Source organism: Streptomyces sp. NPDC111656 (assembly GCF_055656965.1).
The window spans coordinates 130,439-155,905 of the sequence record NZ_JBVKCA010000003.1 but is presented as its reverse complement, the minus strand read 5'-3'; the positions used below and the strand labels follow the sequence as shown (position 1 = coordinate 155,905).

General features: G+C 71.7%; 27 protein-coding genes. 20 read left to right on the top strand and 7 right to left on the bottom strand.

What is annotated here, in order from left to right; all coding sequences use genetic code 11:
- Nucleotides 1-32: 32 nt before the first annotated feature.
- The gene (locus ACZ7M3_RS11025; protein ID WP_472062440.1) at nt 33-899 is read left to right on the top strand and encodes a class I SAM-dependent methyltransferase; all 867 of its coding nucleotides are present in this window, start codon (nt 33-35) and stop codon (nt 897-899) included.
- 2 nt (nt 900-901) lie between these two features.
- Here the strand turns inward: ACZ7M3_RS11025 and ACZ7M3_RS11020 are convergent, their stop codons facing one another.
- The 3 genes from ACZ7M3_RS11020 to ACZ7M3_RS11010 all read right to left on the bottom strand — a co-directional run bounded on the left by ACZ7M3_RS11020 (nt 902) and on the right by ACZ7M3_RS11010 (nt 2,839).
- The gene (locus tag ACZ7M3_RS11020; protein WP_472062438.1) at nt 902-1,306 is read right to left on the bottom strand and encodes a hypothetical protein; all 405 of its coding nucleotides are present in this window, start codon (nt 1,304-1,306) and stop codon (nt 902-904) included.
- Nucleotides 1,307-1,376: 70 nt separating this feature from the next.
- Nucleotides 1,377-1,775 (bottom strand): hypothetical protein, encoded by a 399-nt coding sequence (locus tag ACZ7M3_RS11015; protein ID WP_351526884.1) that lies wholly within the window; start codon nt 1,773-1,775, stop codon nt 1,377-1,379.
- 173 nt (nt 1,776-1,948) lie between these two features.
- The gene (locus tag ACZ7M3_RS11010; RefSeq protein ID WP_472062436.1) at nt 1,949-2,839 is read right to left on the bottom strand and encodes an LLM class F420-dependent oxidoreductase; all 891 of its coding nucleotides are present in this window, start codon (nt 2,837-2,839) and stop codon (nt 1,949-1,951) included.
- A gap of 124 nt (nt 2,840-2,963) precedes the next feature.
- On the opposite strand from ACZ7M3_RS11010, the gene ACZ7M3_RS11005 reads away from it, so the two are divergent.
- From ACZ7M3_RS11005 to hypE, 16 genes are all read left to right on the top strand, one after another.
- Nucleotides 2,964-4,595: a glycoside hydrolase family 43 protein gene (locus ACZ7M3_RS11005; RefSeq protein ID WP_472062434.1), complete on the top strand. Its 1,632-nt coding sequence runs from the start codon at nt 2,964-2,966 to the stop codon at nt 4,593-4,595.
- A gap of 160 nt (nt 4,596-4,755) precedes the next feature.
- Nucleotides 4,756-6,567, top strand: a complete 1,812-nt coding sequence (locus ACZ7M3_RS11000; protein WP_472062432.1) for an enoyl-CoA hydratase-related protein — start codon at nt 4,756-4,758, stop codon at nt 6,565-6,567.
- Between the two features lie 49 nt (nt 6,568-6,616).
- Complete coding sequence (locus ACZ7M3_RS10995) at nt 6,617-7,705, top strand: NADH-quinone oxidoreductase subunit B family protein (RefSeq protein ID WP_388517845.1); 1,089 nt, start codon at nt 6,617-6,619, stop codon at nt 7,703-7,705.
- Nucleotides 7,706-7,788: 83 nt separating this feature from the next.
- Complete coding sequence (locus tag ACZ7M3_RS10990) at nt 7,789-9,573, top strand: nickel-dependent hydrogenase large subunit (protein ID WP_054232508.1); 1,785 nt, start codon at nt 7,789-7,791, stop codon at nt 9,571-9,573.
- Nucleotides 9,570-10,181 carry a hypothetical protein gene (locus ACZ7M3_RS10985; RefSeq protein ID WP_472062430.1) on the top strand — a complete coding sequence of 204 codons (612 nt, stop codon included), beginning with the start codon at nt 9,570-9,572 and terminating at the stop codon, nt 10,179-10,181. Before ACZ7M3_RS10990 ends, ACZ7M3_RS10985 begins: the two co-directional genes overlap by 4 nt.
- A complete protein-coding gene (locus ACZ7M3_RS10980; protein WP_472062428.1) occupies nt 10,178-10,834 on the top strand; it encodes a DUF5947 family protein in 657 nt (218 codons plus the stop codon). The genes ACZ7M3_RS10985 and ACZ7M3_RS10980 overlap by 4 nt, the downstream gene beginning before the upstream one ends.
- Nucleotides 10,831-11,529 (top strand): DUF6084 family protein, encoded by a 699-nt coding sequence (locus ACZ7M3_RS10975; RefSeq protein WP_472062427.1) that lies wholly within the window; start codon nt 10,831-10,833, stop codon nt 11,527-11,529. The genes ACZ7M3_RS10980 and ACZ7M3_RS10975 overlap by 4 nt, the downstream gene beginning before the upstream one ends.
- Nucleotides 11,526-12,974 (top strand): hypothetical protein, encoded by a 1,449-nt coding sequence (locus tag ACZ7M3_RS10970; RefSeq protein WP_472062425.1) that lies wholly within the window; start codon nt 11,526-11,528, stop codon nt 12,972-12,974. Before ACZ7M3_RS10975 ends, ACZ7M3_RS10970 begins: the two co-directional genes overlap by 4 nt.
- Nucleotides 12,971-13,531 (top strand): hydrogenase maturation protease, encoded by a 561-nt coding sequence (locus tag ACZ7M3_RS10965; RefSeq protein WP_472062423.1) that lies wholly within the window; start codon nt 12,971-12,973, stop codon nt 13,529-13,531. Before ACZ7M3_RS10970 ends, ACZ7M3_RS10965 begins: the two co-directional genes overlap by 4 nt.
- Nucleotides 13,532-13,542: 11 nt before the next feature.
- Nucleotides 13,543-13,647 carry a DUF6893 family small protein gene (locus tag ACZ7M3_RS10960; protein WP_388393894.1) on the top strand — a complete coding sequence of 35 codons (105 nt, stop codon included), beginning with the start codon at nt 13,543-13,545 and terminating at the stop codon, nt 13,645-13,647.
- Between the two features lie 177 nt (nt 13,648-13,824).
- Nucleotides 13,825-14,220 carry a hydrogenase maturation nickel metallochaperone HypA gene (gene hypA / locus ACZ7M3_RS10955; RefSeq protein ID WP_472062421.1) on the top strand — a complete coding sequence of 132 codons (396 nt, stop codon included), beginning with the start codon at nt 13,825-13,827 and terminating at the stop codon, nt 14,218-14,220.
- 3 nt (nt 14,221-14,223) lie between these two features.
- Nucleotides 14,224-14,994: a hydrogenase nickel incorporation protein HypB gene (hypB, locus tag ACZ7M3_RS10950; RefSeq protein WP_388517825.1), complete on the top strand. Its 771-nt coding sequence runs from the start codon at nt 14,224-14,226 to the stop codon at nt 14,992-14,994.
- A complete protein-coding gene (hypF, locus tag ACZ7M3_RS10945) occupies nt 14,991-17,414 on the top strand; it encodes a carbamoyltransferase HypF (protein ID WP_472062419.1) in 2,424 nt (807 codons plus the stop codon). The genes hypB and hypF overlap by 4 nt, the downstream gene beginning before the upstream one ends.
- Before the next feature lie 20 nt (nt 17,415-17,434).
- Nucleotides 17,435-17,743: a HypC/HybG/HupF family hydrogenase formation chaperone gene (locus ACZ7M3_RS10940; protein WP_095857564.1), complete on the top strand. Its 309-nt coding sequence runs from the start codon at nt 17,435-17,437 to the stop codon at nt 17,741-17,743.
- Nucleotides 17,740-18,864 (top strand): hydrogenase formation protein HypD, encoded by a 1,125-nt coding sequence (hypD, locus tag ACZ7M3_RS10935; RefSeq protein ID WP_472062417.1) that lies wholly within the window; start codon nt 17,740-17,742, stop codon nt 18,862-18,864. Before ACZ7M3_RS10940 ends, hypD begins: the two co-directional genes overlap by 4 nt.
- Before the next feature lie 91 nt (nt 18,865-18,955).
- Entirely contained in the window at nt 18,956-19,945 is a 990-nt protein-coding gene (gene hypE / locus ACZ7M3_RS10930; RefSeq protein ID WP_472063104.1) for a hydrogenase expression/formation protein HypE, read from the top strand.
- 127 nt (nt 19,946-20,072) lie between these two features.
- Here the strand turns inward: hypE and ACZ7M3_RS10925 are convergent, their stop codons facing one another.
- Nucleotides 20,073-20,867, bottom strand: coding sequence for a COG4705 family protein (locus ACZ7M3_RS10925; RefSeq protein WP_472062415.1), 795 nt, complete (start codon nt 20,865-20,867; stop codon nt 20,073-20,075).
- Nucleotides 20,868-21,125: 258 nt separating this feature from the next.
- Between ACZ7M3_RS10925 and ACZ7M3_RS10920 the strand changes: the two genes are divergently transcribed.
- Both ACZ7M3_RS10920 and ACZ7M3_RS10915 read left to right on the top strand, forming a co-directional pair.
- Nucleotides 21,126-21,662 (top strand): VOC family protein, encoded by a 537-nt coding sequence (locus ACZ7M3_RS10920; RefSeq protein WP_472062413.1) that lies wholly within the window; start codon nt 21,126-21,128, stop codon nt 21,660-21,662.
- Nucleotides 21,659-22,495 carry an SDR family oxidoreductase gene (locus ACZ7M3_RS10915; protein WP_472062411.1) on the top strand — a complete coding sequence of 279 codons (837 nt, stop codon included), beginning with the start codon at nt 21,659-21,661 and terminating at the stop codon, nt 22,493-22,495. Before ACZ7M3_RS10920 ends, ACZ7M3_RS10915 begins: the two co-directional genes overlap by 4 nt.
- Nucleotides 22,496-22,544: 49 nt before the next feature.
- Here ACZ7M3_RS10915 and ACZ7M3_RS10910 read toward each other — a convergent pair whose 3' ends face one another.
- On the bottom strand, nt 22,545-23,531 hold the full coding sequence (locus ACZ7M3_RS10910; protein WP_472062409.1) for an LLM class flavin-dependent oxidoreductase: 987 nt from the start codon (nt 23,529-23,531) through the stop codon (nt 22,545-22,547).
- Between the two features lie 66 nt (nt 23,532-23,597).
- Between ACZ7M3_RS10910 and ACZ7M3_RS10905 the strand changes: the two genes are divergently transcribed.
- The gene (locus ACZ7M3_RS10905) at nt 23,598-23,909 is read left to right on the top strand and encodes a DUF1330 domain-containing protein (RefSeq protein ID WP_472062407.1); all 312 of its coding nucleotides are present in this window, start codon (nt 23,598-23,600) and stop codon (nt 23,907-23,909) included.
- A gap of 48 nt (nt 23,910-23,957) precedes the next feature.
- On the opposite strand, the gene ACZ7M3_RS10900 is transcribed toward ACZ7M3_RS10905, so the two are convergent.
- Nucleotides 23,958-24,146, bottom strand: a complete 189-nt coding sequence (locus ACZ7M3_RS10900; RefSeq protein WP_351295821.1) for a ferredoxin — start codon at nt 24,144-24,146, stop codon at nt 23,958-23,960.
- Entirely contained in the window at nt 24,143-25,432 is a 1,290-nt protein-coding gene (locus tag ACZ7M3_RS10895) for a cytochrome P450 (protein WP_472062405.1), read from the bottom strand. The genes ACZ7M3_RS10900 and ACZ7M3_RS10895 overlap by 4 nt, the downstream gene beginning before the upstream one ends.
- Nucleotides 25,433-25,467 lie beyond the last annotated feature (35 nt).

Sequence of the window (25,467 nt, the reverse complement as noted above, 5' to 3'; positions counted from 1 at the left end):
TCGCACGCGGAGGGCCCGCTTAGCGTGGGCGCATGAACCACCCCTCCCCGCACCCAGCACCCCACAACGCGCACCATGTTCACGAGCACGACACAGGCGACCAGGTGGAGATCCTCGACCTGGACGCGGAAGTGCTCGCCGAACACCTCGCGTCCATCACCGCCTGGCTGCCGATCGGGACCGGCCCCCGCCGCATCGTGGATCTGGGCTGTGGGACCGGAGCCGGCACCCTCGCTCTGCTCGAGCGCTTTCCCGAGGCGCAGTTGACGGCTGTCGACCTGTCGGCCGCCCATCTGAACCGTCTGCGCGAGAAGGCGGCCGCAGCCGGTGTGGCCGACCGTGTGCGCATCGTGCGGGCCGACCTCGACGCGACGGCGTGGCCCGAACTCGGCACGCCGGAACTGGTCTGGGCGTCGGCCTCCATGCACCACATGCCCGACCCCGACCGCACCCTGCGCCAGGTCCACGACCTGCTGGCACCGGGAGGGCTGTTCGCCGTCGTCGAGCTGGCCGGCTTCCCCCGGTTCCTGCCCGAGGACGCCCCGGAGGACGCTCCCGGTCTGGAGGAGCGCTGCCATGCCGCACTCGACCGCCATCACGCCGAGCAGGTCCCTCACCGCGGCGCCGACTGGGGAACCAAGCTGACCAAGGCCGGCTTCACCGTCGAGGGCGAGCGCACCGTCACCGTCGACATCGGCCCGCCCCGCACCGACGCGGCAGGCCGCTACGCACTCAGCAGTCTGCGCCGCATGCGTGGCGGCGTCGCATCCGCCCTGACGCCCGAGGACCTGGCCGCTCTCGACCGGTTGCTCGACACCGGCGGCCCGCACAGCATCCTGCGCCGCATCGACCTGAGGGTGCGCACCGAGCGCACGGTGTGGGCCGCACGCCGTACTTGACGTTACGACGTGCAGACGTTCTTCAGCTCCTCGGCCGCGTCATTGATCTTGCTGGAGTCCGGGTTCATGTCGCCGTTCAGGATGGCTTTGTTGTAGTCGGCGACGGCCTTGTCGAGCTTGTCGACCGCCTTGTCGACCTTGCCGTCGTCCGTCTTGTCGCCGATCTTGTCGAGGTTCTTGTCGATGGTCTCGATGGACTTGTCGGTCCGGGTGGGATCCTTCGCCGCGTCCAGACCGGCCTCGTTGATCGCCTTGAGGCTGTCGGCGATCGTGTCGGCGTTCCGCAGGCAGTCCAGTGAGTTGTCGACGCCGTCGCAGCCGGTGGCGAGCCCGGCGGTCAGGGCGACGGCGGCCAGGGTGGTGGCGAGGGTGGCGACGCGGCGTCCACGTCGGCGGTCGGCGGCCATGGGAAGGTCCCTTCAGAGGAATTCGGGCGTGACGGGGCGAGGGGCAGCGGAAGCGGGGTGGGCCGGCCGGTCAGTACCAGGGCTGGTCGACCGCCTGGACCGGCTTCTTCCGGCGGCCTGCGACGAGGCCGCCGGCGGCGCCCAGTGAGACCAGACCCATGCCGACGGCGGCCATGATCCCCTTCACGCCGTCCATGGTGAAGTAGCAGACCGTGGCCACGGCGCCGTTGAACAGGAACAGGAACCACAGGACCGGCGGCGTCGACAGGAACGCCTTGATCTTCGGCTTCTTCGCGATGCGCGAGCCGGCCACCAGTGACACGGCGATACCGGCGTACGTGGCCACGTCCTTCTGCGTGCCGTCGAGGACGGCGCCGGAGGCGGAACTCGCGGCGAGGCCGCCCACGAAGAACGACCAGAGCAGCAGGTTGGCGACGAACGACCGTACGGCGGCGAGCAGTGACTTCACGGGATCTTCCTTCGGCAGGGGACGCGCTGGTCCGTTGCGATCTCTGCCGTCAACGATCCCGTCGCCCGCCCGCCGCCACGAGGGACCGGCCCCCCGGATCGATGGTGTAGCGCGTTACACCATGTGAGCCACCACGGAGGGGACCGGCGAGGACCTGGAAGCGCGGGGGAGGGTCAGAGCAGGATGCCCGCCAGTCGGCGCCACTCCTCGCGCGGGAGGGAGTCGGGGGTCTGTCCTGTCACCACCTGGAGCGCCACATGGTCGGCGCCCGCCGCGTGGAAGGCCTCGACACGGGCACGGATACGGTCCTCGTCGCCCCAGGCGAACATCGCGTCCACGAGGCGGTCGCTGCCGCCGTCCGCGAAGTCGGACTCGGCGAAGCCCAGACGCAGAAAGCTGTTGGTGTAGTTCGGCAGCGACAGATAGAACGAGAGGACGCCCCGGGCGAGCGTGCGGGCGCGGTCCGGGTCCCTCTCCAGGACGACCTTGAACTCCGGTGCCAGCAGCGGGACTTCGCCCAGGATCTCGCGGGCCTGCGCGGTGTGCTCCGGCGTCACGAGGTAGGGGAGCGCCCCGGCGGCGCGGTCACGTGAGAGCTCCAGCATCTTCGGGCCGAGGGCGGCGAGCATCCGGCGTCCCGCGGGCACTCCCTTCGCGTCCAGCTCGTCCAGAAACGCGACCATGCTCGCGTAGGGGCGACGGTACTGGTCCGCGATCTTGGCGTGGCTCACCCCGAGGCCGAGCACGAAGCGGCCGAAGTGGGCCGTCTCCAGCTCCGCGAAGCCCGCCGCGCTCGCGAAGGCGTCCTGTGTCCAGATGCTCTGGATGCTGGTCCCCACGACGAGCCGCTCGGTCGCCGCGAGGAGCGGCGCCGCGTTCTCAGCGGTGCCGCTGCCGCCCAACCAGGCCGCGCCGAAGCCGAGTTGCTCCAGCTCGGCGGCGGCCTCGGCGCGCTCGCCACGCCCCTGCGGATCCTCCGAGCGCAGGCCCCCGCTCCAGATGCCGTACCGCCCGACGGCCTCCTTGAGCGAGCGGACCTGGCTCTCGGTCGTGACGTCGTTCATCGATTCCGATCCCTTCGGTGTGTACGGGCTGCCGGCGGAGGAACCACCGTTGCCTGCGAACGTGTTCGACACTACGGTCCTCTTCGATCACCCGCTCGCGATCATCGCCCGTCGAAGGAGACGCATGCGGCAGCGGACCGCGCAGGTCGTCCGGAACCCGGTCCTGGCCGGCTCGCACCCGGACCCGTCCATCCTCCGCGTGGGAGCCGATTTCTACCTGGCGACCTCGACGTTCGAGTGGTGTCCGGGGGTGCGGCTGCACCATTCCAGGGACCTCGTGCACTGGCGGCCGCTGGGCGGCGCCCTGGGCAGCACCCGCTTGCTGGACCTGACCGGGTGTCCCGACTCCGGCGGGGTGTGGGCGCCGAACCTGAGCCACGCCGACGGCGTGTTCCACCTCGTCTACAGCAATGTGTCGACGTACGCGGGAGGCTTCACCGACAGCCCCAACCACCTGGTCACCGCGGAGTCGATCGACGGGCCCTGGTCCGACCCGGTGCCGCTGCACGCGCGCGGTTTCGACGCCTCCCTCTTCCACGACGGGGCCGACAGCCGGCTGGTGAACCTGGTCCACGACTGGCGTCCGGGCCACGGCGGCTCGGCCGGCCTGGAGGCGACCCGCTACGACCGGGCCACGCGGCGCCTGGTCGGCGAGCCCGAACCCGTCGTACTGCCGCCCGGGGCCGGCTGGATCGAGGGCCCCAACCTCTACCGCCGCGGCCCCTGGTACTACCTGCTGACCGCGGACGGCGGCACGGGCTACGACCACCAGGTCACCGTCGCCCGCTCGCGCACCGTGACCGGCCCCTACGAACGCGACCCCGCGGGCCCCCTGATCACCGCCCGCCACCACCCGGACCTGCCCCTCCAGAAGGCTGGGCACGGCAGCCTGGTGGACACCCCCGGCGGCCTGTCGTACCTCGCCTACCTCGTAGCCCGGCCGCACACACGGCACGGACCGTGCGTCCTGGGCCGCGAGACCGCGCTGGCACCCGTCACCTGGTCCCCGGACGGATGGCCGCGCACCCCCAGCGGCCTGCCCGCCCTGGAGATACCGGCCCCCGCCCCGCTTGTCGACGGCACGGACCCACGCCCGGACGACCACGACGACCTGGGAGACCCGGCGGATTCCGACGGCTTCGACCGGCCGGTGCTGGGACCCCAGTGGTCCACACTGCGCCGGCCCCCGGCCCCCGACTGGCTGTCGCTGACCGACCGCGCCTCCCACCTGCGGCTGCGCGGCGGCCGCTCCCCGCAGAGCCTCATCGCCCCCAGCCTGGTGGCACGCCGGGTGACCGCCGCGCGCTGCGTGTTCGAGGCCACGATGGAGTACCGGCCGCGGGCCTTCCAGCAACTGGCCGGGATCACCGCGTACTACAACACCCGCAACTGGTACTTCCTGCACGTCACCGCGGACGACGAGGGGCGTGCGGTGCTGCGCGTGGCGGCCCGCGACCGGGGCGAGCTCACCGTCGACGAAGCGGGCGGGAAACCCCTCGGCGCCATCACGCGGCTGCGTCTCGGGCTCGACCTCGACGGATCCGCCCTGCGCTTCCGCTACGACACGGGCCCCGGCTGGCGCCCCCTCGGCCCGACACTCGACGCGACCGTGCTCTCCGACGAACACGCCGAGGAGATGGAGGGCTACCGGATCCGCGCCCTCGGGTTCACCGGCGCGTTCGTCGGACTGTGGGCCTGGGACCTGTCCGGGGGCGGCCTGCCCGCCGACTTCGACGAGGCGACGTACCGCATTTAGGGCCTGTCGTTCGGAGTGGGACCGGGCCGCCGGGTGGCGGGTAGGCGTCCGCTTTCGGGTGACCCCTCAGCCTGTCGTCGGTGCCCGGCGGTGCGGGGTGTCCGAGCATCTCAGTCGACCGGGGCGTCGCCGCCCGCACCGTCCGCCGCCGGAGCTCGCCGTGCACATCCTGCTCGTGGCCAGCGCCTTCAACAGCCTCACCCAGCGCGTCCACGTCGAACTGCGCGACCACGGGCACACGGTCGCGGTGGAACTCGCGCTGCCAGGGCACCCGTTGGCGGAGGCCGTCCGACGGCACGCGCCGGACCTCGTGCTCGCACCGATGCTGAAGACGGCGATCCCTCGCGAGGTGTGGGCCGCGTACCCGTGCTTCATCGTCCACCCGGGGCCCTTCGGGGACCGGGGGCCGTCCTCGCTGGACTGGGCGATCCAGCGGGGCGCCGACCGATGGGGGGTGACGGTCCTTCAGGCGGTCGAGGACATGGACGCCGGGGACGTCTGGGCGTCCGTCGACTGCGTGGTCCCGCCGGTGGGCAAGAGCGACCTGTACCGGGGCGAGATCGCCGACGCCGCGCTCGCGGCCGTCCTGCTCGCCGTGGAACGCTTCGCCTCCGGGACCCACACCCCGCGCCCGCAGGGCCCGGCCCACGCCGAATACACCTCGGTGCGCATCCGCCCGTACCTCGACCAGAGCGTCCGGTGGATCGACTGGGACGCCGACTCCACGGAGACCGTCCTGCGCAAGCTGCGCGCGGCGGACTCGCAGCCCGGCGTGCTGGACGTGCTGTGCGGCGCCGAGTGGTACCTGCACGGCGGCCACCCCGAGGGCGGCCTGCGCGGCGCCCCGGGGGAGTTGCTGGCCACCCGGGCCGGCGCGATCTGCCGAGCCACGACGGACGGCGCCGTGTGGATCCCCGAGCTGCGGCGCAGGCGCGCTCCGGGACAGCCGCCCACCTACAAACTGCCCGCCGCACAGGCCCTCGGCGACCGGCTGCCGTCCCTGCCGGAGCTCGCCGCACCGGACTGCGCGGACCCGCGCCGGCGCACCTGGACGGACATCGGGTACCGGGAGGAGGGGAGCGTCGGAGTCCTCTCGTTCTCGTTCCCCGGCGGCGCGATGAGCACCACGCAGTGCCGACGCCTTCTCGACGCCTACCGGCAGGCATGTGCGCGGCCCACCTCGGTGCTGGTGCTGGGCGGGCAGCGGGACTTCTTCTCCAACGGAATCCACCTCAACGTCATCGAGGCCGCCGAGGACCCCGCCGCCGAGTCCTGGGCCAACATCAACGCCATCGACGACCTCGTCGAGGCGGTCCTGACCACCACGGACCGCCTCGTGGTCGCCGCCGTCGCGGGCAATGCCGCGGCGGGCGGGATGATGCTCGCCCTCGCCGCCGACGAGGTCTGGTGCCGCGCCGGCGCCGTACTCAACCCGCACTACCGGCTCATGGGCCTGTACGGCTCGGAGTACTGGACGTACACCCTGCCGCGCCGCGTGGGTGCGGCGACGGCCGACCGGCTGCTGGGCGAGGCCCTGCCGATGAGCGCGGCGAGCGCCCACGACCTCGGGCTCGTCGACCGGGTGGTCGACTGCGGCCCCGGGGACTTCGCCGCGGAGGTCGGCCGCCTCGCGGCCCGGCTGGCGGCGCTGCCGGGATCACCGTCCAGGATCGCCGCGAAGAAGGCCGAACTCGAACGCCAGGAGTGCGGCGAACCCCTGGCCGCCTTCCGGGAGCGGGAGCTGAGCAGGATGCGTCGCACCTTCGACGACCCGGACGCCCCCTACCACGCACTGCGCCGCGCCTTCGTCCACAAGCGCCGACCGGAGTCCACCCCGCCGCACCTCGGCCTCGCGGCGACCACGGCCACGAGGACGGCGGCGGGAGCGGACCGCTCCACGAGGGCGCGTCTCACTGGAACGGCCCTGGATGACCTCTCGCGTCGGCCGGATGGCTGGTACCAAGAGAGCTGATGGTCGAAATACAGGCTTTTGTCCCTCACCTCCCCGAGGAGGCGGTCCCATGACAGCGGCGACACCCAGTACGGCCGGCGCGACGAACGCCGGTGGTGCGCCCGCCGACGAGACGCCCACGATCCACATCCTCTGGATCAACGCCGGGCTGAGCTGCGACGGCGACTCCGTCGCGCTGACGGCGGCCATGCAGCCAAGCATCGAACAGATCGCGCTCAGCGCTCTGCCGGGTCTGCCCAAGATCGCCGTTCACTGGCCCCTCATCGACTTCGAATGCGGTCCGGTCGGCGGCGCGGACACGTTCATCGAGTGGTTCTTCAAGGGGGAGCGGGGCGAGATCGATCCGTTCGTGCTGGTCGTCGAGGGGTCCATCCCCAACGAGTCGATCAAGCCCGAGGGTTACTGGTGCGGCTTCGGCGACAACCCCGAGACCGGCCAGCCGATCACGACCAGCGAGTGGATCGACCGGCTCGCGCCCAAGGCGCTCGCCGTCGTCGCCATCGGCACCTGTGCCACGTACGGCGGCATCCATGCCATGGCGGGCAACCCGACCGGTGCGATGGGCGTGCCCGACTACCTCGGCTGGGAGTGGAAGTCGCACGCGGGCATCCCCATCGTCTGCGTCCCGGGCTGTCCCATCCAGCCCGACAACTTCGCCGAGACGCTGACGTACCTGCTCTACCAGGCGGCCGGCTCGGCCCCGATGATCCCGCTCGACGACAAGCTGCGCCCGTCCTGGCTGTTCGGCGCCACCGTGCACGAGGGCTGCGACCGCGCGGGCTACTACGAGCAGGGTGAGTTCGCGACGACCTATGACTCGCCCAAGTGTCTGGTGAAGCTGGGCTGTTGGGGACCGGTCGTCAAGTGCAACGTGCCCAAGCGGGGCTGGATGAACGGCATCGGCGGCTGTCCGAACGTCGGCGGCATCTGCATCGCCTGCACCATGCCCGGGTTCCCCGACAAGTTCATGCCGTTCATGGACGAACCTCCCGGCGCGAAGTTGTCCGTCACGGCCAGCGGCGCCTACGGGGCGGTGATCCGCAGACTCAGGTCGCTCACGACCAACACCGTGGACAAGGAGCCGAAGTGGCGCCACACGGGAGACAGGATCACCACCGGATACCGGCCGCCGTGGTGAACCCCCGCCCCTCCTGAGACATAGCTCCACCACCCCGTCCACACCCTCCCGGACCACCCGCGAAGAAGGGCACGACACACACGATGGCACCGAAGACGAAGGCGGCCGGCGACGGTAGCGGCCTGATGGAGATGGCCTGGGACCCGATCACGAGGATCGTGGGCAGCCTGGGCATCCACACGAAGATCGACTTCAAGCAGAAGCGGGTCGCGGAGTGCTACAGCACCTCGTCCGTCTTCCGTGGCTACAGCGTCTTCATGCGCGGCAAGGACCCCCGCGACGCGCACTTCATCACCAGCCGCATCTGCGGGATCTGCGGGGACAACCACGCCACCTGCTCGGTGTACGCGCAGAACATGGCGTACGGCGTGAAGCCCCCGCACCTCGGTGAGTGGATCATCAACCTCGGCGAGTCCGCCGAGTACATGTTCGACCACAACATCTTCCAGGAGAACCTGGTCGGGGTCGACTACTGCGAGAAGATGGTCAAGGAGACCAACCCGGGCGTCCTCGAACTCGCCGAGCGCACCGAGGCGCCGCACGCCGCCGAGCACGGCTACCGCACGATCGCCGACATCATGCGGTCCCTGAACCCCCTCGAAGGCGAGTTCTACCGCGAGGCCCTCCAGGTGAGCCGCTACACCCGGGAGATGTTCTGCCTCATGGAGGGCCGCCATGTGCACCCCTCCACGCTCTACCCTGGCGGCGTCGGCACCATCGCCTCCGTCCAGCTCTTCACGGACTACCTCAGCCGTCTGATGCGCTACGTGGAGTTCATGAAGCGGGTCGTCCCCCTCCACGACGACCTGTTCGACTTCTTCTACGAGGCCCTGCCCGGGTACGAGGAAGTGGGACGCCGGCGGGTGCTGCTCGGCTGCTGGGGCGCGCTCAACGACCCCGAGTACTGCGACTTCACCTACGCCAACATGACGGACTGGGGCCGACGGATGTTCGTCACCCCCGGCATCATCGTCGACGGCAAGCTCGTCACCAACGACCTCACCAAGATCAACCTCGGCATCCGCATCCTGCTGGGCAGTTCGTACTACGAGGACTGGGAGGGCCAGGAGCAGTTCGTCACCCACGACCCGCTCGGCAACCCGGTCGACCCGCGCCACCCGTGGAACCAGCACACCATCCCCGCCCCGCAGAAGCGGAACTTCGACGACAAGTACAGCTGGGTCATGTCGCCCCGCTGGTTCGACGGCAAGGACCACCTCGCCCTCGACACCGGCGGCGGCCCCATCGCCCGTCTGTGGTCCACCGCCCTGTCCGGCCTCGTCGACACCGGCTATGTGAAGGCGACCGGCCACAGCGTGGTCATCAACCTGCCGCGCACCATGACCAAGCCCGAGACCACCTTCGAGTGGAAGATCCCGCGCTGGAGCAACGCGCTGGAACGCAACCGCGCGCGCACCTACTTCCAGGCCTACACCGCCGCCGTCGCCCTGCACTTCGCGGAGAAGGCGCTGGAGGAGGTCCGCGCCGGACGCACCCAGACCTGGGAGAAGTTCGAGGTGCCCGACGAGAGCATCGGCGTCGGCTTCACCGAGGCGGTCCGCGGTGTGCTCTCCCACCACATGGTGATCCGCGACGGCAAGATCGCCAACTACCACCCGTACCCGCCGACCCCGTGGAACGCCAGCACCCGGGACACCTACGGCACGCCCGGCCCGTACGAGGACGCCGTGCAGAACACGCCGATCTTCGAGGAGAACTCCCCGGAGAACTTCAAGGGCATCGACATCATGCGCGCCGTCCGCAGCTTCGACCCCTGTCTGCCGTGCGGCGTGCACATGTACGTCGGTGGCGGCAAGACCGTGCAGAAGATGCACATGCCCACCGGCCTGAGCGGACTGGGCGGATGAGCGCGGGCACGACCATCGACGCGACGAGGACGGCACCGGCGGTCGACGCGGTGCGCACCGGGCAGCGGATCGAGGACGTACTCGACCGGCTCGCCACCACCGGTGACCCGGCCGCCCGCGCGGCGGCCGAGGAACTCGTCCAGGCCCTCATGGACTTCTACGGTGCGGGCCTGGCCCGGATGCTCCACCTGCTGTCCACGCCCGTGGGCCGCAGAACCCCCGGTGATCCCCTGGCGGGCCTGCTCGGCGACGAACTGGTCGCGAGCCTCCTCGTCCTGCACGACCTGCACCCCGAGGACCGGACGACCCGCATCACCCGTGCGCTCGACAGCGTCCGCGAGCACCAACTGGACGTCGTGGACTTCGACGAGGAGACGGGCACCCTCCGGCTGCGGGCGGCCGGAGGCGGCGGATGCGGCTGCGCGGTGAGCGGTACGACGGCCCAGCAGGCGGTCGAGGGCGCGCTGGCCTGCTTCGCGCCGGAGGTCACGGCGGTCGAGGTACAGGCCGCCGGCCGCACGGGGGAACCCACGCTGCTCCAGATCGGCAACGGGCCCGGAACCCGCGCCGCCACCACCGCGGGACCGGCCCCGGCGAAGGCCCCATGAGCGCGCCCCCGGCTCCCCGACCGGCCGCGCGCGACTTCGGGCTGCGCAGGTTCCTGACCGGACGTGAACCGCGGCCGGAGCGGTGCGGACTGTGCGCGGTGGCGGTGGACGAGGCACGCCACCGCCACCTGGTGGACATCGAGCACCGGGCCATCGTCTGCGCCTGTACGTCCTGCGCCCTGCTGATGGAACAGCCGGGCGCCGCACGCGGCCGTTTCCGCGCGGTTCCGGACCGCTGTCTCACCGACCCGGACCACCACCTCGACGAGGTCGCCTGGGAGGCGCTGCAGATCCCGGTCGGCGTCGCCTTCTTCTTCCGCAACGCCGCGCTCGACCGGCTGGTGGCCCTCTATCCGAGCCCGGCCGGGGCCACCGAGAGCGAACTCGATCCGGCGACGTGGAGCGCCGTCCTCGGCGACAGCCGCCTCGCCGAACTGCTCGAACCCGATGTCGAGGCGCTGCTGCTGCGCCGCCACGAGGGCCGCTGCGAGTGCTATCTCGTGCCCGTCGACATCTGCTACGAACTGGTCGGCCGGATGCGCCTGTTGTGGCAGGGCTTCGACGGCGGCGCCGAGGCCCGCGCCGCCCTCGACACCTTCTTCGCACACGTCGGACGACGCGCCCGCCCCGTACGCGAGGAGGGCCCGGCGTGACTGAGTTCGCCTTCACCTGCACCGGTGTGCGCGCGGACCGGTTCGCCGCCGGACCGACCCTGGTCTTCCGGCTGCGCATCACCGCGACCGGCGACGAACCGGTCCACGCCATGGCGCTGCGCTGCCAGATCCGTATCGAGCCCGCCAAGCGCGGCTACGAGACCGCGGAGGCCGAGGGGCTCGCCGATCTCTTCGGCGAGCGCTCGCGCTGGGGCAGCACCCTCCAACCGGTGCAGTTCGCCCAGGTCTCCGTCATGGTCCCCGCCTTCACCGGGGAGACCGAGACGGACCTCGTCGTGCCCTGCACCTACGACATGGACATCGCCGCGACCCGCTACTTCGACGCGCTGACCAGCGGTGAGGTCCCGCTGCTGATGCTGTTCTCCGGCACGGCGTTCACCGGGGCGGGCGGCTTCCGCGTCGAACCCGTCCCGTGGGACCGGGAGGCGGTCTTCCGGATGCCGGTGGCCACCTGGCGGGAGATGGTCGAGCAGCACTTCCCCGGCTGCGGCTGGATCCGGCTGCCCCGCGACACCATGGACGCCCTGCTCGCCTTCCGCTCCCGACGCGCCCTGCCCTCCTGGGAGGCGACCGTGCGGGCCCTGCTCGACGAGAGCGGCGGGGCGGCTCCCGCACCACCCCGAAGATTCAGTCTCACCGGCATCACCAGCTCCACCGGAAGGACCGCTCCGTGAGCGTGACCACGTTCGCCCCGGAGACCGAGGCCCGCCTCGCCGTCGCCCGGCAGGTGGCCGACGCCGTCCTCTTCGAGGGCTATGTGCTCTACCCGTACCGTGCCTCCGCGGCCAAGAACCGGCTGCGCTGGCAGTTCGGCGTGCTCGTCCCGCCCGCCTGGGGCGCCGACTGCGAGGAGCACGAATTCCAGCACACCGAATGCCTGATGGAACCCAAGGCGGACGCCACCCTCGCGGTCGAGCTGCGCTTCCTGCGCGCCCGGCGCCGCACGGTCCAGCGGGCGCGCCCGGACGGCGGCTTCCAGACGGTTCCCGAACTCCGGCTCGGCGACCGGACGTTGGTCCCCTGGGACGAGGGTACGGAGGAGCGCGTCGAGGCGGTCGTGCCCGTCGACGAACTCCTGGGCGACGGCGTGCGGGTCCCCTTCGACCGCCCCGCGGGTGAGGACACCGAGCCCGTCCTCGACGAGAGCGGTCGCGTCGTCGGCCGGATGGTCCGCCGCTACGAGGAGACGAGCGGCGTACTCCGGTTGTCCGCGAGCGAACTCGACGGGCCCTACCGCGTGCTGCGGCTGACCGCGATCGTCGAGAACACCAGCACCTGGACACCCCCGGACGGCACGGCGGCCGACCGGGACGCGGCCCTCCCGCGCTCCCTGGTCGCCACCCACCTCCTCATGGGGCTCGACGCGGGGTCGTTCCTGTCGATGACGGATCCCCCCGAGTGGGCGAAGCGCGCGGTCGCGTCCTGCCGCAATCTGCACACCTGGCCGGTCCTCGCCGGTGAACCCGGGCGCCGCGACGTGGTGCTGTCCTCGCCGATCATCCTGGAGGACCACCCGGCGATCGCCCCGGAAAGCCCCGGGGCCCTGTACGACGCCACCGAGATCGACGAGATCCTCGCCCTGCGCACCGCCGCGCTCACCGACGAGGAGAAGCGCGAGGCCCGGGGCACCGACGACCGGGCGGCCGCCGTGATCGACCTGGCGGACACCATGCCGCCCGAGGTCCTGGAGCGCCTGCACGGGGCGGTGCGCAGTCTGCGCGAGGTGACCGGAGCGGGCGAGACGACCGGAAGGGTGTCCGCTCCCGTCGCGGACGGCTTCCCCGACGAGTTCGGCGTGCCGCGTCCCGACACCCCGTGGTGGGACCCGGCGAGCGACGCCGGCTTCGACCCGGGGCAGGACCGGGTCGTCGTCGACGGCCGCTCGCTGGGCGCGGGAAGCAGGGTGCTGCTGCGGCCCGGGCTGCGCCGCACCGACGCACAGGACCTGTTCGTGGCGGGCCGTACGGCGAAGGTCGAGGCCGTGCTGCACGACGTGGACGGCCAAGTGCACCTGGCGGTGACGGTCGAGGACGATCCGGGCGCCGACATCCGCCGCGAACAGGGCCGCTTCCTCTACTTCCAGCCCGACGAGGTCGAACCGCTGGAGGGCGAGGCATGAGCCCGCCCGCGGACCCACCCCGCCAGGAGAGCGGCAAGGTCCTCGTCGCCGGGATCGGGAACATCTTCCTCGGGGACGACGGCTTCGGCGTGGAAACCGTGCGCGCGCTCACCGGGCGGCGACTGCCCCCGCACGTCGAGGCAGTGGACATCGGCGTACGAGGCGTGCACCTCGCGTACCAGGTCCTCGACGGTTACGACACCCTGATCCTGGTGGACGCCACCGCGCGCGGCGAGCGCCCCGGCACCCTGTACGTCATCGAGCACGACAGCGCCGACGCGGGCGAGCCGCACGGCGTCCCGCTCGACGGCCACCGGATGACCCCCGACACGGTGCTCGCGCTGCTGGAGACCCTCTGCGCCACCACCGGCGGGCAGTCGCCGCGCCGCACGCTGATCGTGGGATGCGAACCCGCCTCCGTCGAGGAGGGCATCGGGCTCAGCCCGCCGGTGTCGGCCGCCGTGCCGGAGGCCGTCCGGCTGATCGAAGAGTTGCTGCGGGCCGACGAACCGGGAGAGTCCGCGCCGCGGGCCACGGTCGGCGAAGCCGCGAAGTGAGGAGAGAAGCCATGATCAAGACCCTCGTCGGCGGCGCGCTGGCCGCCGCTGTCACCGCCGTCCTCGTGCAGATCCTGCCCGACCTCAGACGCTACCTGCGGATCCGCAGTATGTGAGCCGACGCCCTCCCGGTCGTACGCCCTCCGCCGTCTTCTGCCGCACCGCACCGCGCCGTGCCGTTGCGGCGAACGGCGTACGCGGCCGGCCGGCGACGGCGTGCCGGTCCGCCGCCCTCGGACGCCTCCCCTCTAATGAGGGGCGGCGGACGCCCTGCCCGAGACGGAGACCGGTCGATGCACGAGATGTCCCTCGCGATGGCGGTGATCGGCCAGGTGGAAGAGGCGGCGCAACGGGCCGGTGACGTCACGGCCGTGCGCTCGGTGCGGCTTCAGGTGGGCGAACTGGCCGGTGTCGTACCCGACGCCCTCTCCTTCTGCTTCGAACTGGCCTGCGCCGGAACCGTGTTGGAAGGCGCCGAACTGGTCACCGAGGCCGTGCCGGGACGGGCCCGCTGCGCACCCTGCGCGCACGATTGGGCCGTCGGTATGCCGCCCGCGCTGACCTGCCCGCGGTGCGGCGGAGCCACCACGGAGCTACTGGCGGGCCGGGAACTCCAGATCCTCAGCGTGCAGTGGGAGGACGGCCCGACGCACGCCCACCCCCGCGAACCGATCTCCGAGGAGCGCTGAACCATGTGCCGTGTGGTCGACCTGCAGCAGGCCGTCCTGGCCAAGAACGACGAGACCGCGCACACCCTGCGCGCCGGCCTTGCGGCCCGCGGCACCACGGTCGTCAACCTGCTCTCCAGCCCCGGCAGCGGCAAGACCGCCCTGCTGGAGGGGGAACTGGGGCTCGCGCGCGAGCGGTCCGTGCCGGTCGCGGCGCTCACCGCCGACCTCGCCACCGAGAACGACGCGCAACGGCTGGCCCGTTCGGGCGTCCCGGTCAAGCAGGTTCTCACGGACGGGCTGTGCCACCTGGAGGCCGCGATGCTCGGCCGCCACCTGGAGGGCTGGCTGCCTGACGACACCCGGCTGCTGTTCGTCGAGAACGTCGGCAACCTCGTCTGCCCGGCCTCCTACGACCTCGGGGAGACCCTGAGAGTGGTGCTCGCCTCCGTGACCGAGGGCGAGGACAAGCCGCTCAAGTACCCCACCGCCTTCGGCCTCGCCCACCTGGTGGTGGTCACCAAGACCGACATCGCCGAGGCCGTCGAGTTCGACGAGGCGGCGTTCCGCGCGAACGTCGAACGGGTCAACCCCGGAGTGGACGTGCTGCTGACCTCGGCCCGCCGGAACCGGGGCGTCGGCGCCCTGCTCGACCGGGCGCTGGCAGCCGCGGACGGCGTCCCGCTCCACGAGCCCGTCATGGCACGCCGACCCGACGGCGCCTCACACACCCACCGACATCACGGCCACGAGCACCCGCACGGCACCGGCGCCATGGCGCACACCCACTCGTGAGCGGTCCGCCCTCCCCGGCCGCCGTCGCCGACGGGACACCGCTGCGCCGACGGGTCACCGTACGAGGTGTCGTGCAGGGCGTCGGCTTCCGCCCGTACGTCTACACCCTCGCCACCGGGCTCGAACTGTCCGGCCATGTCACCAACACCCCCGAGGGCGTCATCGCGGAGGTCGAGGGCGCCCGCTCGGCCGTCGCCCGCTTCTGCGACCGCATCGCCGTCCAGGCACCGCCGCTCGCCCGCGTGGACTCCGTGCACCACGACGACGTACCCGTCACCGGTGACGCCGCGTTCACCATCCTCGCCTCCCGCACGGGCGGACCGGCGGGCACCCTGATCCCGCCGGACACCGCCACCTGCGCCGACTGCCTGCGCGAACTCGCCGACCCCGCCGACCGGCGCCACCGCCACCCCTTCATCAACTGCACCCACTGCGGCCCCCGGTTCACCATCGTCACCGGCCTGCCCTACGACCGCTCCCACACCACCATGGCCGGCTTCCCGATGTGCTCCGACTGCGCCCGCGAGTACGCCGATCCGGCCGACCGCCGCTTCCACGCGCAACCCGTCGCCTGCCCGGCCTGCGGCCCGCGACTGCGGCTGCTCGTCCCCCGACCGGGGGTGAGCGGCCCTCCGGAGCCCGTCGCCGGAGCGGACCCGGTCGGCGAGGCCCGCCGGCTCCTGGCGGGCGGCGCGATCCTCGCGGTCAAGGGCCTCGGCGGCTACCACCTGGCCTGCGACGCGACGAACCCCGAAGCCGTCGCCCTGCTGCGCCGCCGCAAGGCGCGAGGGGACAAACCCTTCGCCGTCATGGCCCGGAGCCTCGACGACCTGTGGCACCTCGTACGGATCGGCGCCGAGGAGCGGAGCCTGCTCGACGGCGCCACCCGGCCCATCGTGCTGCTGCGCCGCCGCAGGGAGGTACCCGTGGCCGGGGCACCACGGCCCGCCGACTCCGTCGCGCCCGGCAGCCCCGACCTCGGCGTCATGCTGCCGTACACCCCCCTGCACCACCTGCTGTTCGGACTGCCCGGCGACCCCGAGGGGCCCCCGCTGCTCGTCATGACCAGCGGCAACGTGTCCGGTGAGCCGATCGTCACCGACGACGGGGAGGCGCTGGAGCGGCTGGCTCGGCTGGCCGACGGCTGGCTCACCCACGACCGGCCGATCCACGTGCCGTGCGACGACTCCGTGGTGCGCGTGTGCGACGGCGCGTTGTTGCCGCTGCGCCGTGCCCGCGGTTACGCGCCCCTGCCGCTGACCCTGCCGGTCCCGGTACGTCCGGCCCTCGCCGTCGGCGGGGACCTCAAGAACGCGCTCTGCCTCGGCGAGGGCCGCCGGGCCTGGCTGTCCGCCCACATCGGCGACATGGACGACCTCGCCACCCAGCACGCCTTCGAACGCGCCGTGGCCCAACTGGAGTCCATCACCCCCGTACGTCCCGAACTGCTCGCGGCGGACCGGCACCCCGCATACCGTTCGGCGCGCTGGGCCGACCGGAACGCGTCGGGCCGGCCCGTCGTACGCGTCCAGCACCACCACGCCCATGTCGCCGCCGCGATGGCCGAACACGGGCTGGACGGCGGCCGGCCGGTGATCGGGGTCGCCTTCGACGGCACGGGTTACGGCGACGACGGGGCGGTGTGGGGCGGAGAGATCCTGCTCGCCGACTACGACGGCTTCACCCGGTTCGGGCACCTCGCGTATGTGCCGCTGCCCGGCGGTGACGCGGCGGTGCGACGGCCGTACCGGATGGCGCTCGCGCATCTGCGCGCGGCGGGGATCGACTGGTCGGACGAGCTGGCCTGCGTGAGTGCCTGTCCGCCCGACGAACGGCGCGTGCTGGAGCGGCAGTTGGAGCGCGACCTGAACTGCGTCCCCACCTCCAGCATGGGCCGCCTCTTCGACGCGGTGTCCTCCCTCGTGGGCGTGTGCCACGCGGCCGGCTACGAGGCCCAGGCGGCGATGGAGCTGGAGGCCGCAGCGCTGGAGGCTCCCGCCGGGGACCCTGTCGCGTATGCGTTCGCCCTACGACCGGCAGGACTGACCGACAGTTCACGCGGCGGTGCGGATGAGGGCCCCGTGCTCGCGGATCCCGCACCTGTGCTCGCGGCGATCGTCGAGGACCTGCGCGCGGGGGCCGGACCGGCCGTCGTCGCGGCGCGCTTCCATCGGGCCGTCGCCGGTCTCGTGCACCGCGTCTGTGCGCTGGCGCGCGAACGGCACGCGGTGGAGACGGTGGCCCTGACCGGCGGGGTGTTCGCCAACTCGCTGCTGTCCTCCGCCTGCGCGGCGGCCCTGGCCGCGGACGGTCTCACGGTCCTGCGCCACCGCCTGGTCCCGCCGGGCGACGGCGGTCTGGCCCTCGGGCAGCTCGTGGTGGCCGCGCGCGCCGAGGACCGTACCCGAGGCAACGACTGACCAACAGCGAGGAGAGGCTCATGTGCCTGGCGGTACCCGGCAGAGTGCTGGACATCGAGGAACGGGACGGCACCCGGATGGCCAACGTCGACTTCGGCGGTGTGGTCAAGGAGGTGTGCCTGGAGTACCTGCCCGACCTCCAGGTCGGCGAGTACGCCATCGTGCACGTCGGATTCGCCCTGCAGCGCCTCGACGAGGAGTCGGCGAAGCAGACGCTCGAACTGTTCGCCACCCTCGGCCTGTTGCAGGAGGAGTTCGGCGACCCCTGGGAGATGGCCGCGGAGGTGGGCGAGACCCTGCCGTCCGCGGGAGAGGAGGCGCGGAAGTGAAGTACATCGACGAGTTCCAGGACCCCGACCTGGCACGTCGGCTGCTCGACGACATCCACTCCACGGTGACCAGGCCATGGGCGCTGATGGAGGTCTGCGGCGGACAGACGCACACCATCATCCGCCACGGCATCGACCAACTCCTGCCGGACCAGGTCGAGTTGATCCACGGGCCGGGGTGTCCCGTGTGTGTGACCCCGTTGGAGGTCATCGACAAGGCGCTGGAGATCGCCTCCCGGCCGGGGGTGATCTTCTGTTCCTTCGGCGACATGCTCCGGGTGCCCGGCACGGGACGGGACCTGTTCCAGGTGCGGGGCGCGGGCGGCGACGTACGGGTCGTGTACTCGCCGCTCGACGCCCTGCGGATCGCCCAGCAGAACCCCGACCGCGAGGTCGTCTTCTTCGGCATCGGCTTCGAGACGACCGCGCCGCCCAACGCGATGACGGTGTATCAGGCCCGCAAGCTCGGCATCCCGAACTTCAGCCTGCTGGTGTCCCACGTCCGCGTACCGCCCGCCATCGAGGCGATCATGCAGTCACCGACCTGCCGCGTCCAGGGCTTCCTGGCGGCCGGGCACGTGTGCAGCGTGATGGGGGTAGGGGAGTACCCGGAACTGGCGGAGCGCTTCCGGGTCCCGATCGTCGTGACCGGATTCGAACCCCTGGACATCCTCGAAGGCGTACGCCGGACCGTGGCGCAGCTGGAGCGCGGCGAACACACCGTCGACAACGCCTACCCCCGTGCCGTCCGCCCGGAAGGGAACCCGGCGGCACGGGCCATGCTGGAGGATGTCTTCGAGGTCACCGACCGGGCCTGGCGCGGCATCGGGGTGATCCCCGACAGCGGCTGGCGGCTGTCCCCGAAGTACCGGGAGTACGACGCCGAGCACCGTTTCTCGGTCGACAACATCCAGACCCGCGAACCGGCCGCCTGCCGCAGTGGCGAGGTCCTGCAGGGCCTGCTCAAGCCGCACGAGTGCGAGGCGTTCGGCACGCTCTGCACCCCCCGCACCCCGCTCGGCGCCACCATGGTCTCCAGCGAGGGCGCCTGCGCCGCGTACTACCTCTACCGGCGCCTGGACCTCACCCCCGCGCCCCGGGAGGCGACCCCCGTTGTCTGAGACCGTCGGCACCACCGAACTCCGTACGCCCGTACTCGACCCCGCCGCCTGGACATGCCCGGCCCCGCTGCGCGACCAGCCGCGGATCGTCATGGGCCACGGGGGAGGCGGAGCCCTGTCCGCCGAACTCGTCCAGCACGTCTTCGCGCCCGCGTTCGGCGGTGACGTGCTCGCCCAGCTGGGCGACGCCGCGGCACTGTCGCTGGGCGGTGTCCGGATGGCCTTCTCCACCGACTCCTTCGTGGTGCGGCCACTGTTCTTCCCCGGCGGCAGCATCGGTGACCTCGCCGTCAACGGCACCGTCAACGACCTCGCCATGAGCGGCGCCCGGGCCGCCTACCTCTCCTGCGGCTTCATCCTGGAGGAGGGCGTCGAGATGGAGACCGTCGCCCGCGTGGCCGAGGCGCTCGGCGCGGCGGCGCGGACCGCGGGCGTCGAGGTCGCGACCGGCGACACCAAGGTGGTCGAGGCCGGTCACGGCGACGGGATCTTCATCAACACGGCCGGTATCGGGCTCATCCCGGCGGGCGTCGACCTGCGCCCGCAGCGGGTCGTGCCCGGCGATGTCGTGATGGTCAGCGGTGCGATCGGCGTGCACGGCGTGGCGATCATGAGCGTGCGTGAGGGCCTGGAGTTCGGGGTGGAGATCGAGAGCGACTGTGCGGCGCTCGGCGGTCTGGTCGACGCCATGCTCGCCGTCACCCCGGAATTGCATGTGCTGCGCGATCCCACCCGAGGCGGGCTGGCCGCCGCCCTGAACGAGATCGCGGCGGCCTCGGCCACCGGCGTCGTCATCCGCGAGCGTGACGTCCCGGTCCCGCCGGCCGTCGCCAACGCCTGCGCCGTGCTGGGCCTCGACCCGATGTACGTGGCCAACGAGGGCAAGCTGGTGGCGTTCGTGCCCCGCGAGCACGCCGACGCCGTCCTGGACGCCATGCGGGCGCACCCGCTGGGCACGGAGTCCAGGATCATCGGCGAGGTCGTGGACGCCCATCCGGGCATGGTGGTGGCCCGCACCGGGCTGGGCGGCACCCGGGTGGTCGACCTGCCGATCGGGGAACAGCTGCCGAGGATCTGCTGACGCGGGGCGGGACGGCGGCGCGGGCGTCAGGTGGTGGACCCCACGTGGACGACCGCGCGCCCGTCGATCCGCGGTCGTCCACCATGTCGAGCGCGGCCCCGGCGGTCACCCCCGCACGGCCGCTGCCCTATGCGAGGCGCTCGGTGTCCTTGACGTCGTTGCGGGACACGGCCAGGTAGCCGACGAAGCCGATGATGGCGACGGTCCAGGAAAGGGTGACCGGTCCCAGCCCGAGGGCGAGGCCGCCGCGGGCGTGGCTCAGGGCCATCCAGTCGGCGACCGAGGCGCCGAGCGGGCGGGTGATGACGTACGCGGTCCAGAACGCGGCCACCGCGTTGAGGGCGCCCCACTTGTGCATGACGGCGGGGACGGCGATGGCGACGGCGTACAGCACGGCCGAGCCGAGGTAGCCGAGGCCGACCGTGGCGGAGAGGTCACCGGCGGCGGTACCGAGCGCGAAGGTGGCCAGCACGGTGGCCCAGTAGAAGAGTTCGCGGCGGCGGGTGTGGATGCTGTGGATGGAGAGGGTCTTCTCGCTGGCGTACCAGACGGCGAACACGGCTGCCAGCGCGACCATGAAGAAGGGGGTGGAGATCGTGTACGGGACGCCCAGGCCGACGTGCAGGACGTCCGCGGCCATGGTCCCGAACACGCTGACCATCACGATCGCCGTCCAGTAGATCCAGGCGACGTAGCGACGGGCCTTGAGCTGGACGCAGAGCGCCACCACGAGGGCCAGGCCGCCGAGGCCGACGGCGGGGATCGGCCCGAGCCTCTTGGCGAGGAGATCCGAGGCGGTCTCACCCATGCCGGTGGTCAGCACTTTGATCACCCAGAAGTAGACGGTGACTTCCGGAACCTTGCTCGCCGGATGGGCGGGGCCGGCGGCGCGACGACGGCGGGTGAGGTGCTCTGTGCTCATGCCCGCACGATGACATGGCGAACAGCGCTGGCCACAGGGGTCTTTGCCATTGCTTTGGGGCTTCTGGTGCAGGAGTTGCCAGGGCCCGCGAGGGGCCTGAACACAACCTGAACACCCACGCCGTGACCCCCGGATCCGTTGGGAAGCGGCATGCATCCGATGGTACGAAGAAAGGTCGTCGCCGGGCCTCGCGACGGCCCCCGGTCCTTCCATTGCGCTCCCCGACCGCACGTGAGAATATCGTTCTCATTTCGAAGAATGAACTTCTTTTCTGTGGTTGATCTCAACGACGAGGGAGACACGTTGGAAGCGACGGAGTACGGGCAGGCGGCCGTCGGCCGGGTGCTGAAGGCTCAGGACCAGTTCCATCTCGGTATCGTCGTCGAGGACTTCGAGGCGACCCTGGCCGAGTTCTCTTCCCTGTTCGGGTACGAGTGGTGCGGCGAGATCAGCGGACCGGTTCCGGTCACGTTGCCGGACGCGGACGCCGTGGTCGAGCTCGGATGCGTGTTCTCGACGACGACACCCCGTCTCGAGATCGTCCGGCGCGTCCCGGGGACCCTGTGGGAGCCGGCGGCCGGCGGCGCCGTGCATCACGTCGGCTACTGGTCCGACGACGTCGCCGCGGACGCCGCCGAACTGGAACGCCACGGTTTCGTCCGGGAGGCGACGCGCAAGGGTGCCGACGGCGCCCCGTTCGCGTTCCTGCGCAGCCCGGCCAGCGGCTACCGCGTCGAGCTGGTGAGCCGGGTGGCCCAGCACAGCCTGGAACGGTTCTGGGGGATGAGCGCATGACGACCGTCGGGATCGTCACCGGCGCCGGTCGCGGGATGGGTCTGGCCTGCGCGCAGCGGCTCGCCGACCAGGTGGACAGACTGCTCCTCGTCGACCGGGACGAGGCGACCGTGACCGTGGCCGCCAAGGACCTGTCCGCCACCGGGCAGGGGGCCGTCGTCGAACCGTTCGTCCTCGACATCACCGATGCCGCGGGCCTGGCCGGACTCGCCGCACGCGTCGGCGAACTGGGCACCCTGCGCGCCGTCGCCCACGCCGCGGGCATCTCGCCCACCATGGCCGACTGGCGTCGTATCTTCACCGTCGACCTCGTCGGGACCGCGCTGCTGGCCCGGACGCTCCGCCCGCTCGCGACCGAGGGCACGGCCCTGGTGTGCTTCGCGTCGATGGCCCCACTGCTCGGCGGCACCGGTCCCGACCCGGCCGTCGACGCGGTGCTGGACGACCCGCTCGACGAACGGTTCCTCGACCGCGTCCACGAGGCCGTCGGGCCGGGCATCGAGGACACCGGCATCGCGTACGCGTGGGCCAAGCGCGGGGTGCACCGCTTCGTCCAGCGCGAGGCGGTGCGCCTCGGCCCGCTCGGTGCCCGTGTCTGCTCGGTGTCCCCCGGGCTGATCGACACTCCTCAGGGGCGGCAGGAATCCGCGAGCCATCCGGGGATGGAGCTGTTGCTGCGGCAGACCCCGCTCGGCCGACAGGGGCGTTCCGAGGACGTCGCCGCGGCCGTCGCCTTCCTGTTGTCGTCCGAGGCCGGATTCCTCAGTGGGATCGACCTCCTCGTGGACGGCGGTGTGTGCGCCGCCGTCCGGACCCGAGCCGGCCGCACGTGAGTCCCTACGAGTGCACGTGAGGCCCGTACGCCCTGTGGTGCCCGTGAGTTCAGCGGTCCGCCGCCGACCGCTGTTGCCGGGCGGTGGCGAAGGCGCGCAGCTCGCGGGCCACATCCGGCCCGCTCGGTGTGTAGACGACCTCGTGGAAGCCGAGGTCGGCGAGCCGCGCCAGGCTTCTGCCGACCCTGGCCGCGTCGCCGACCGTCGTCTTGAGGTCGATGTGATCGAGGAGTCCGCGGTCGCGGTCGGGGAGGTGTGTGACATGGCCCTCGAAGGTCAGCAGATGGCGTTCGTCCTCGGGGGCGAGATCCTCGAGAGGCGCCCGCCAGGCCCGGCCCCCCGGCAGGGCGTCGACCGCCTCGGCACCGCCCTTGGCGTACGCGTTGTGCCAGTCGACGACCCGCCACGGTCCGATCGCCTCCCGGACGCGGTCCGAGTCCCGGTCCTCGCCGGGGTCGAGCACGGTGCCGGAGATGATGGTCGCGGTCGGGAGCACGGGGTGCGGAGGTCCGATGACGCCGTCGGCCACCTTCTCGGCCAGCGCGGTGCCCCGGGGGCCGAACACGCTGATCCAGAGCGGGACCTGGATCGGTCGCGAGGCGGTGAGGCCGCCCGCGTGCAGCATTCGCACGGGCTTGCCGTCCGCGATCGCCGTCTCCCCGGCGAGCAGGCGGCGCAGGGTCGTCATGTAGTCGGCGAGGGCGTCCAGCGTCATCGGGCGCCTGCCCACCGCGAGCCGGGCCGTGAACCCCGTACCGAAGCAGGCTCGGAAGCGCCCGCCGGAGACGCGGGCGACGGTGGCGATGCCGGAGGCCAGGGTCATCACCGACCGCTGGCCGGGGATGAGGACGGCCGTGCTGAGCCCGATGCGGGTCGTCCGCCGTGCGGCGAGGGCGAGATGGACGAAGGGGTCCTCCCACAGCGGCGCCGAATCGTAGATCCACACCCTGGAGTAGCCGAACTCCTCGGCCAGTACGACGAGGTCCGCGAAGTCCGGGCCCGGCGGGAGCCCGCAGGACAGCTCGAGATCCCGCATGAGTGAGTTCCCTCCCATTATTGACTTACCGTCATCAAATTTGCTTATAGGTATAAAGGAGAATCAATGCCCAAGGGATATGTCATCCTCACCGAGGCCATCAAGGACGAGGCCGGGATGGAGGCCTACGGCCGGGCGTCCGCGGGATCGATCGCGCAGGGCAGGGCCGCCGTCCTGGCCGTGGATACAGGGCCCCAGGTCCTGGAGGGCAGCTGGCACGGCAACCGCACGGTCGTCCTCGCATTCGAGTCCGTGGAAGCGGCGCGTGCCTGGTACGAGTCGGACGCGTACGCGGAGGCGAAGCCGCTGCGGCTGGCCGCGGCCGACTGCAACGTCGTGATCGTCTCCGGGTTCGAGATGCCGTCGCGATCCGCGTGAAGGAGCCTTGCCGGTCGCGGCCCGCGCGGTGTGCGCGGGCCGCCGGCGTCAGTCCAGCGTGATGGCGCGCTCGGGGCAACTGCCCATCGCTGTACGGACGGTGTCCTCGAACTCGGCGGGTACGTCCGGTGTGAGCACCACCGCGTAGCCGTCGTCGGTCAGGTCGAACACCTCGGGGCAGAGCGACCAGCAGACGCCGTGTCCCCGGCAGCTGTCCTCGTCGACCTTCGCCTTCACCGTGCCGGCTCTTCGGCGAGGGTGAACTCGATGTTCAGGTTGGTCAGACCGCGCAGGATGTACGTCGGGATGTAGCGGTACCTGCGCTCGCCCTCGGGTCCGTGCACCCGCTCCGAGAGCCTGATGTCGGCCGTGCGGTCGAGGAGTCGCTCGATGGCCACCCGGCCCTCGGCGCGGGCCAGCGGCGCACCGGGGCAGGTGTGGATGCCCCGTCCGAACGCGATGTGGTGGCGGGCGTTGGCGCGGGAGGGGTCGAAGGTGTCCGGCTCCTCGAAGTGGCGGGGGTCGCGGTTCGCGGCCCCGTTCAGGACCATCACGGTGGAGCCGGCCGGTAGGTCGACACCGCCCACCGTGGTCGGCACCCTGGACAGCCGGAAGTCGCCCTTGATCGGGCTCTCCATCCGCAGCGCCTCTTCGATGAAGTTGGGGATGAGGGCGCGCTCCTCGCGCAGTCGCCGTTGCAGCTCGGGGCGCTCGACGAGCAGCTTGAGGGCCGAGCTGAGCAGCCGGACCGTGGTCTCCTGGCCCGCCGCGAAGAGATTGGTCGCCACCCGGGCCACATCGGCGACATCGGGCGTCGAGCCGTCCGGGAACGTCGCCGAGGCCAGACCGGAGAGCACGTCGTCGCGCGGCTCGCGGCGCCGCTCCTCGACGTAGGACGCGAACCGCTCGTACAGGTACTCCAGCGGCGTGTGCTCCATCTCCCGTTCCGTGCTGCCCACACCGCCGTCCGCCTGCGGCCGGTGCTCCAGCCCCCTGACGAACTCCTCGCGGTCCTCTTCGGGCACGCCGAGCAGGTCGGTGATGACCTGCAGGGTGAACGGGCCCGCGAACCCGCTGATGAAGTCGCCCTCGCCCGGGGCGAGAAACGTGTCCAGCCCGCGGTCGGCCAGCTGCCACATCGCCGCCTCGTTCTCCTTGAGGCGTCGCGGTGTGATCAGCCGCATCAGCAGCGCGCGATGGTCCGTGTGCGTCGGCGGGTCGAGGGTCGGAAGCTGGTCGCTGAAGGGGAGTTCGGCGCGGTGCAGCTCGATGAGTTCGCTCACGTCGTCCCCCTCGAGCGGGACCGGGAACCCCGGGAAGGGGCCGGTCACCGAGAGGCACGACGAGAACGTCTCGCTGTCGTTGAACACGTGAACCGCTTCGTCGTACCCCGTCACCATCACCACGTCGTGGTGGCTCTCGCGCTGTACGGGACACTTCCCGCGCATCGCCTCGAAGTACGGGTAGGGGTCCGCGACGAGCCCGTCGTCCCGGAAGAAGTTCATCGCCTCGAAGTCGTTCACCGTGTGCAACGCTCCCTTCGGCACCGGGCGTGTGG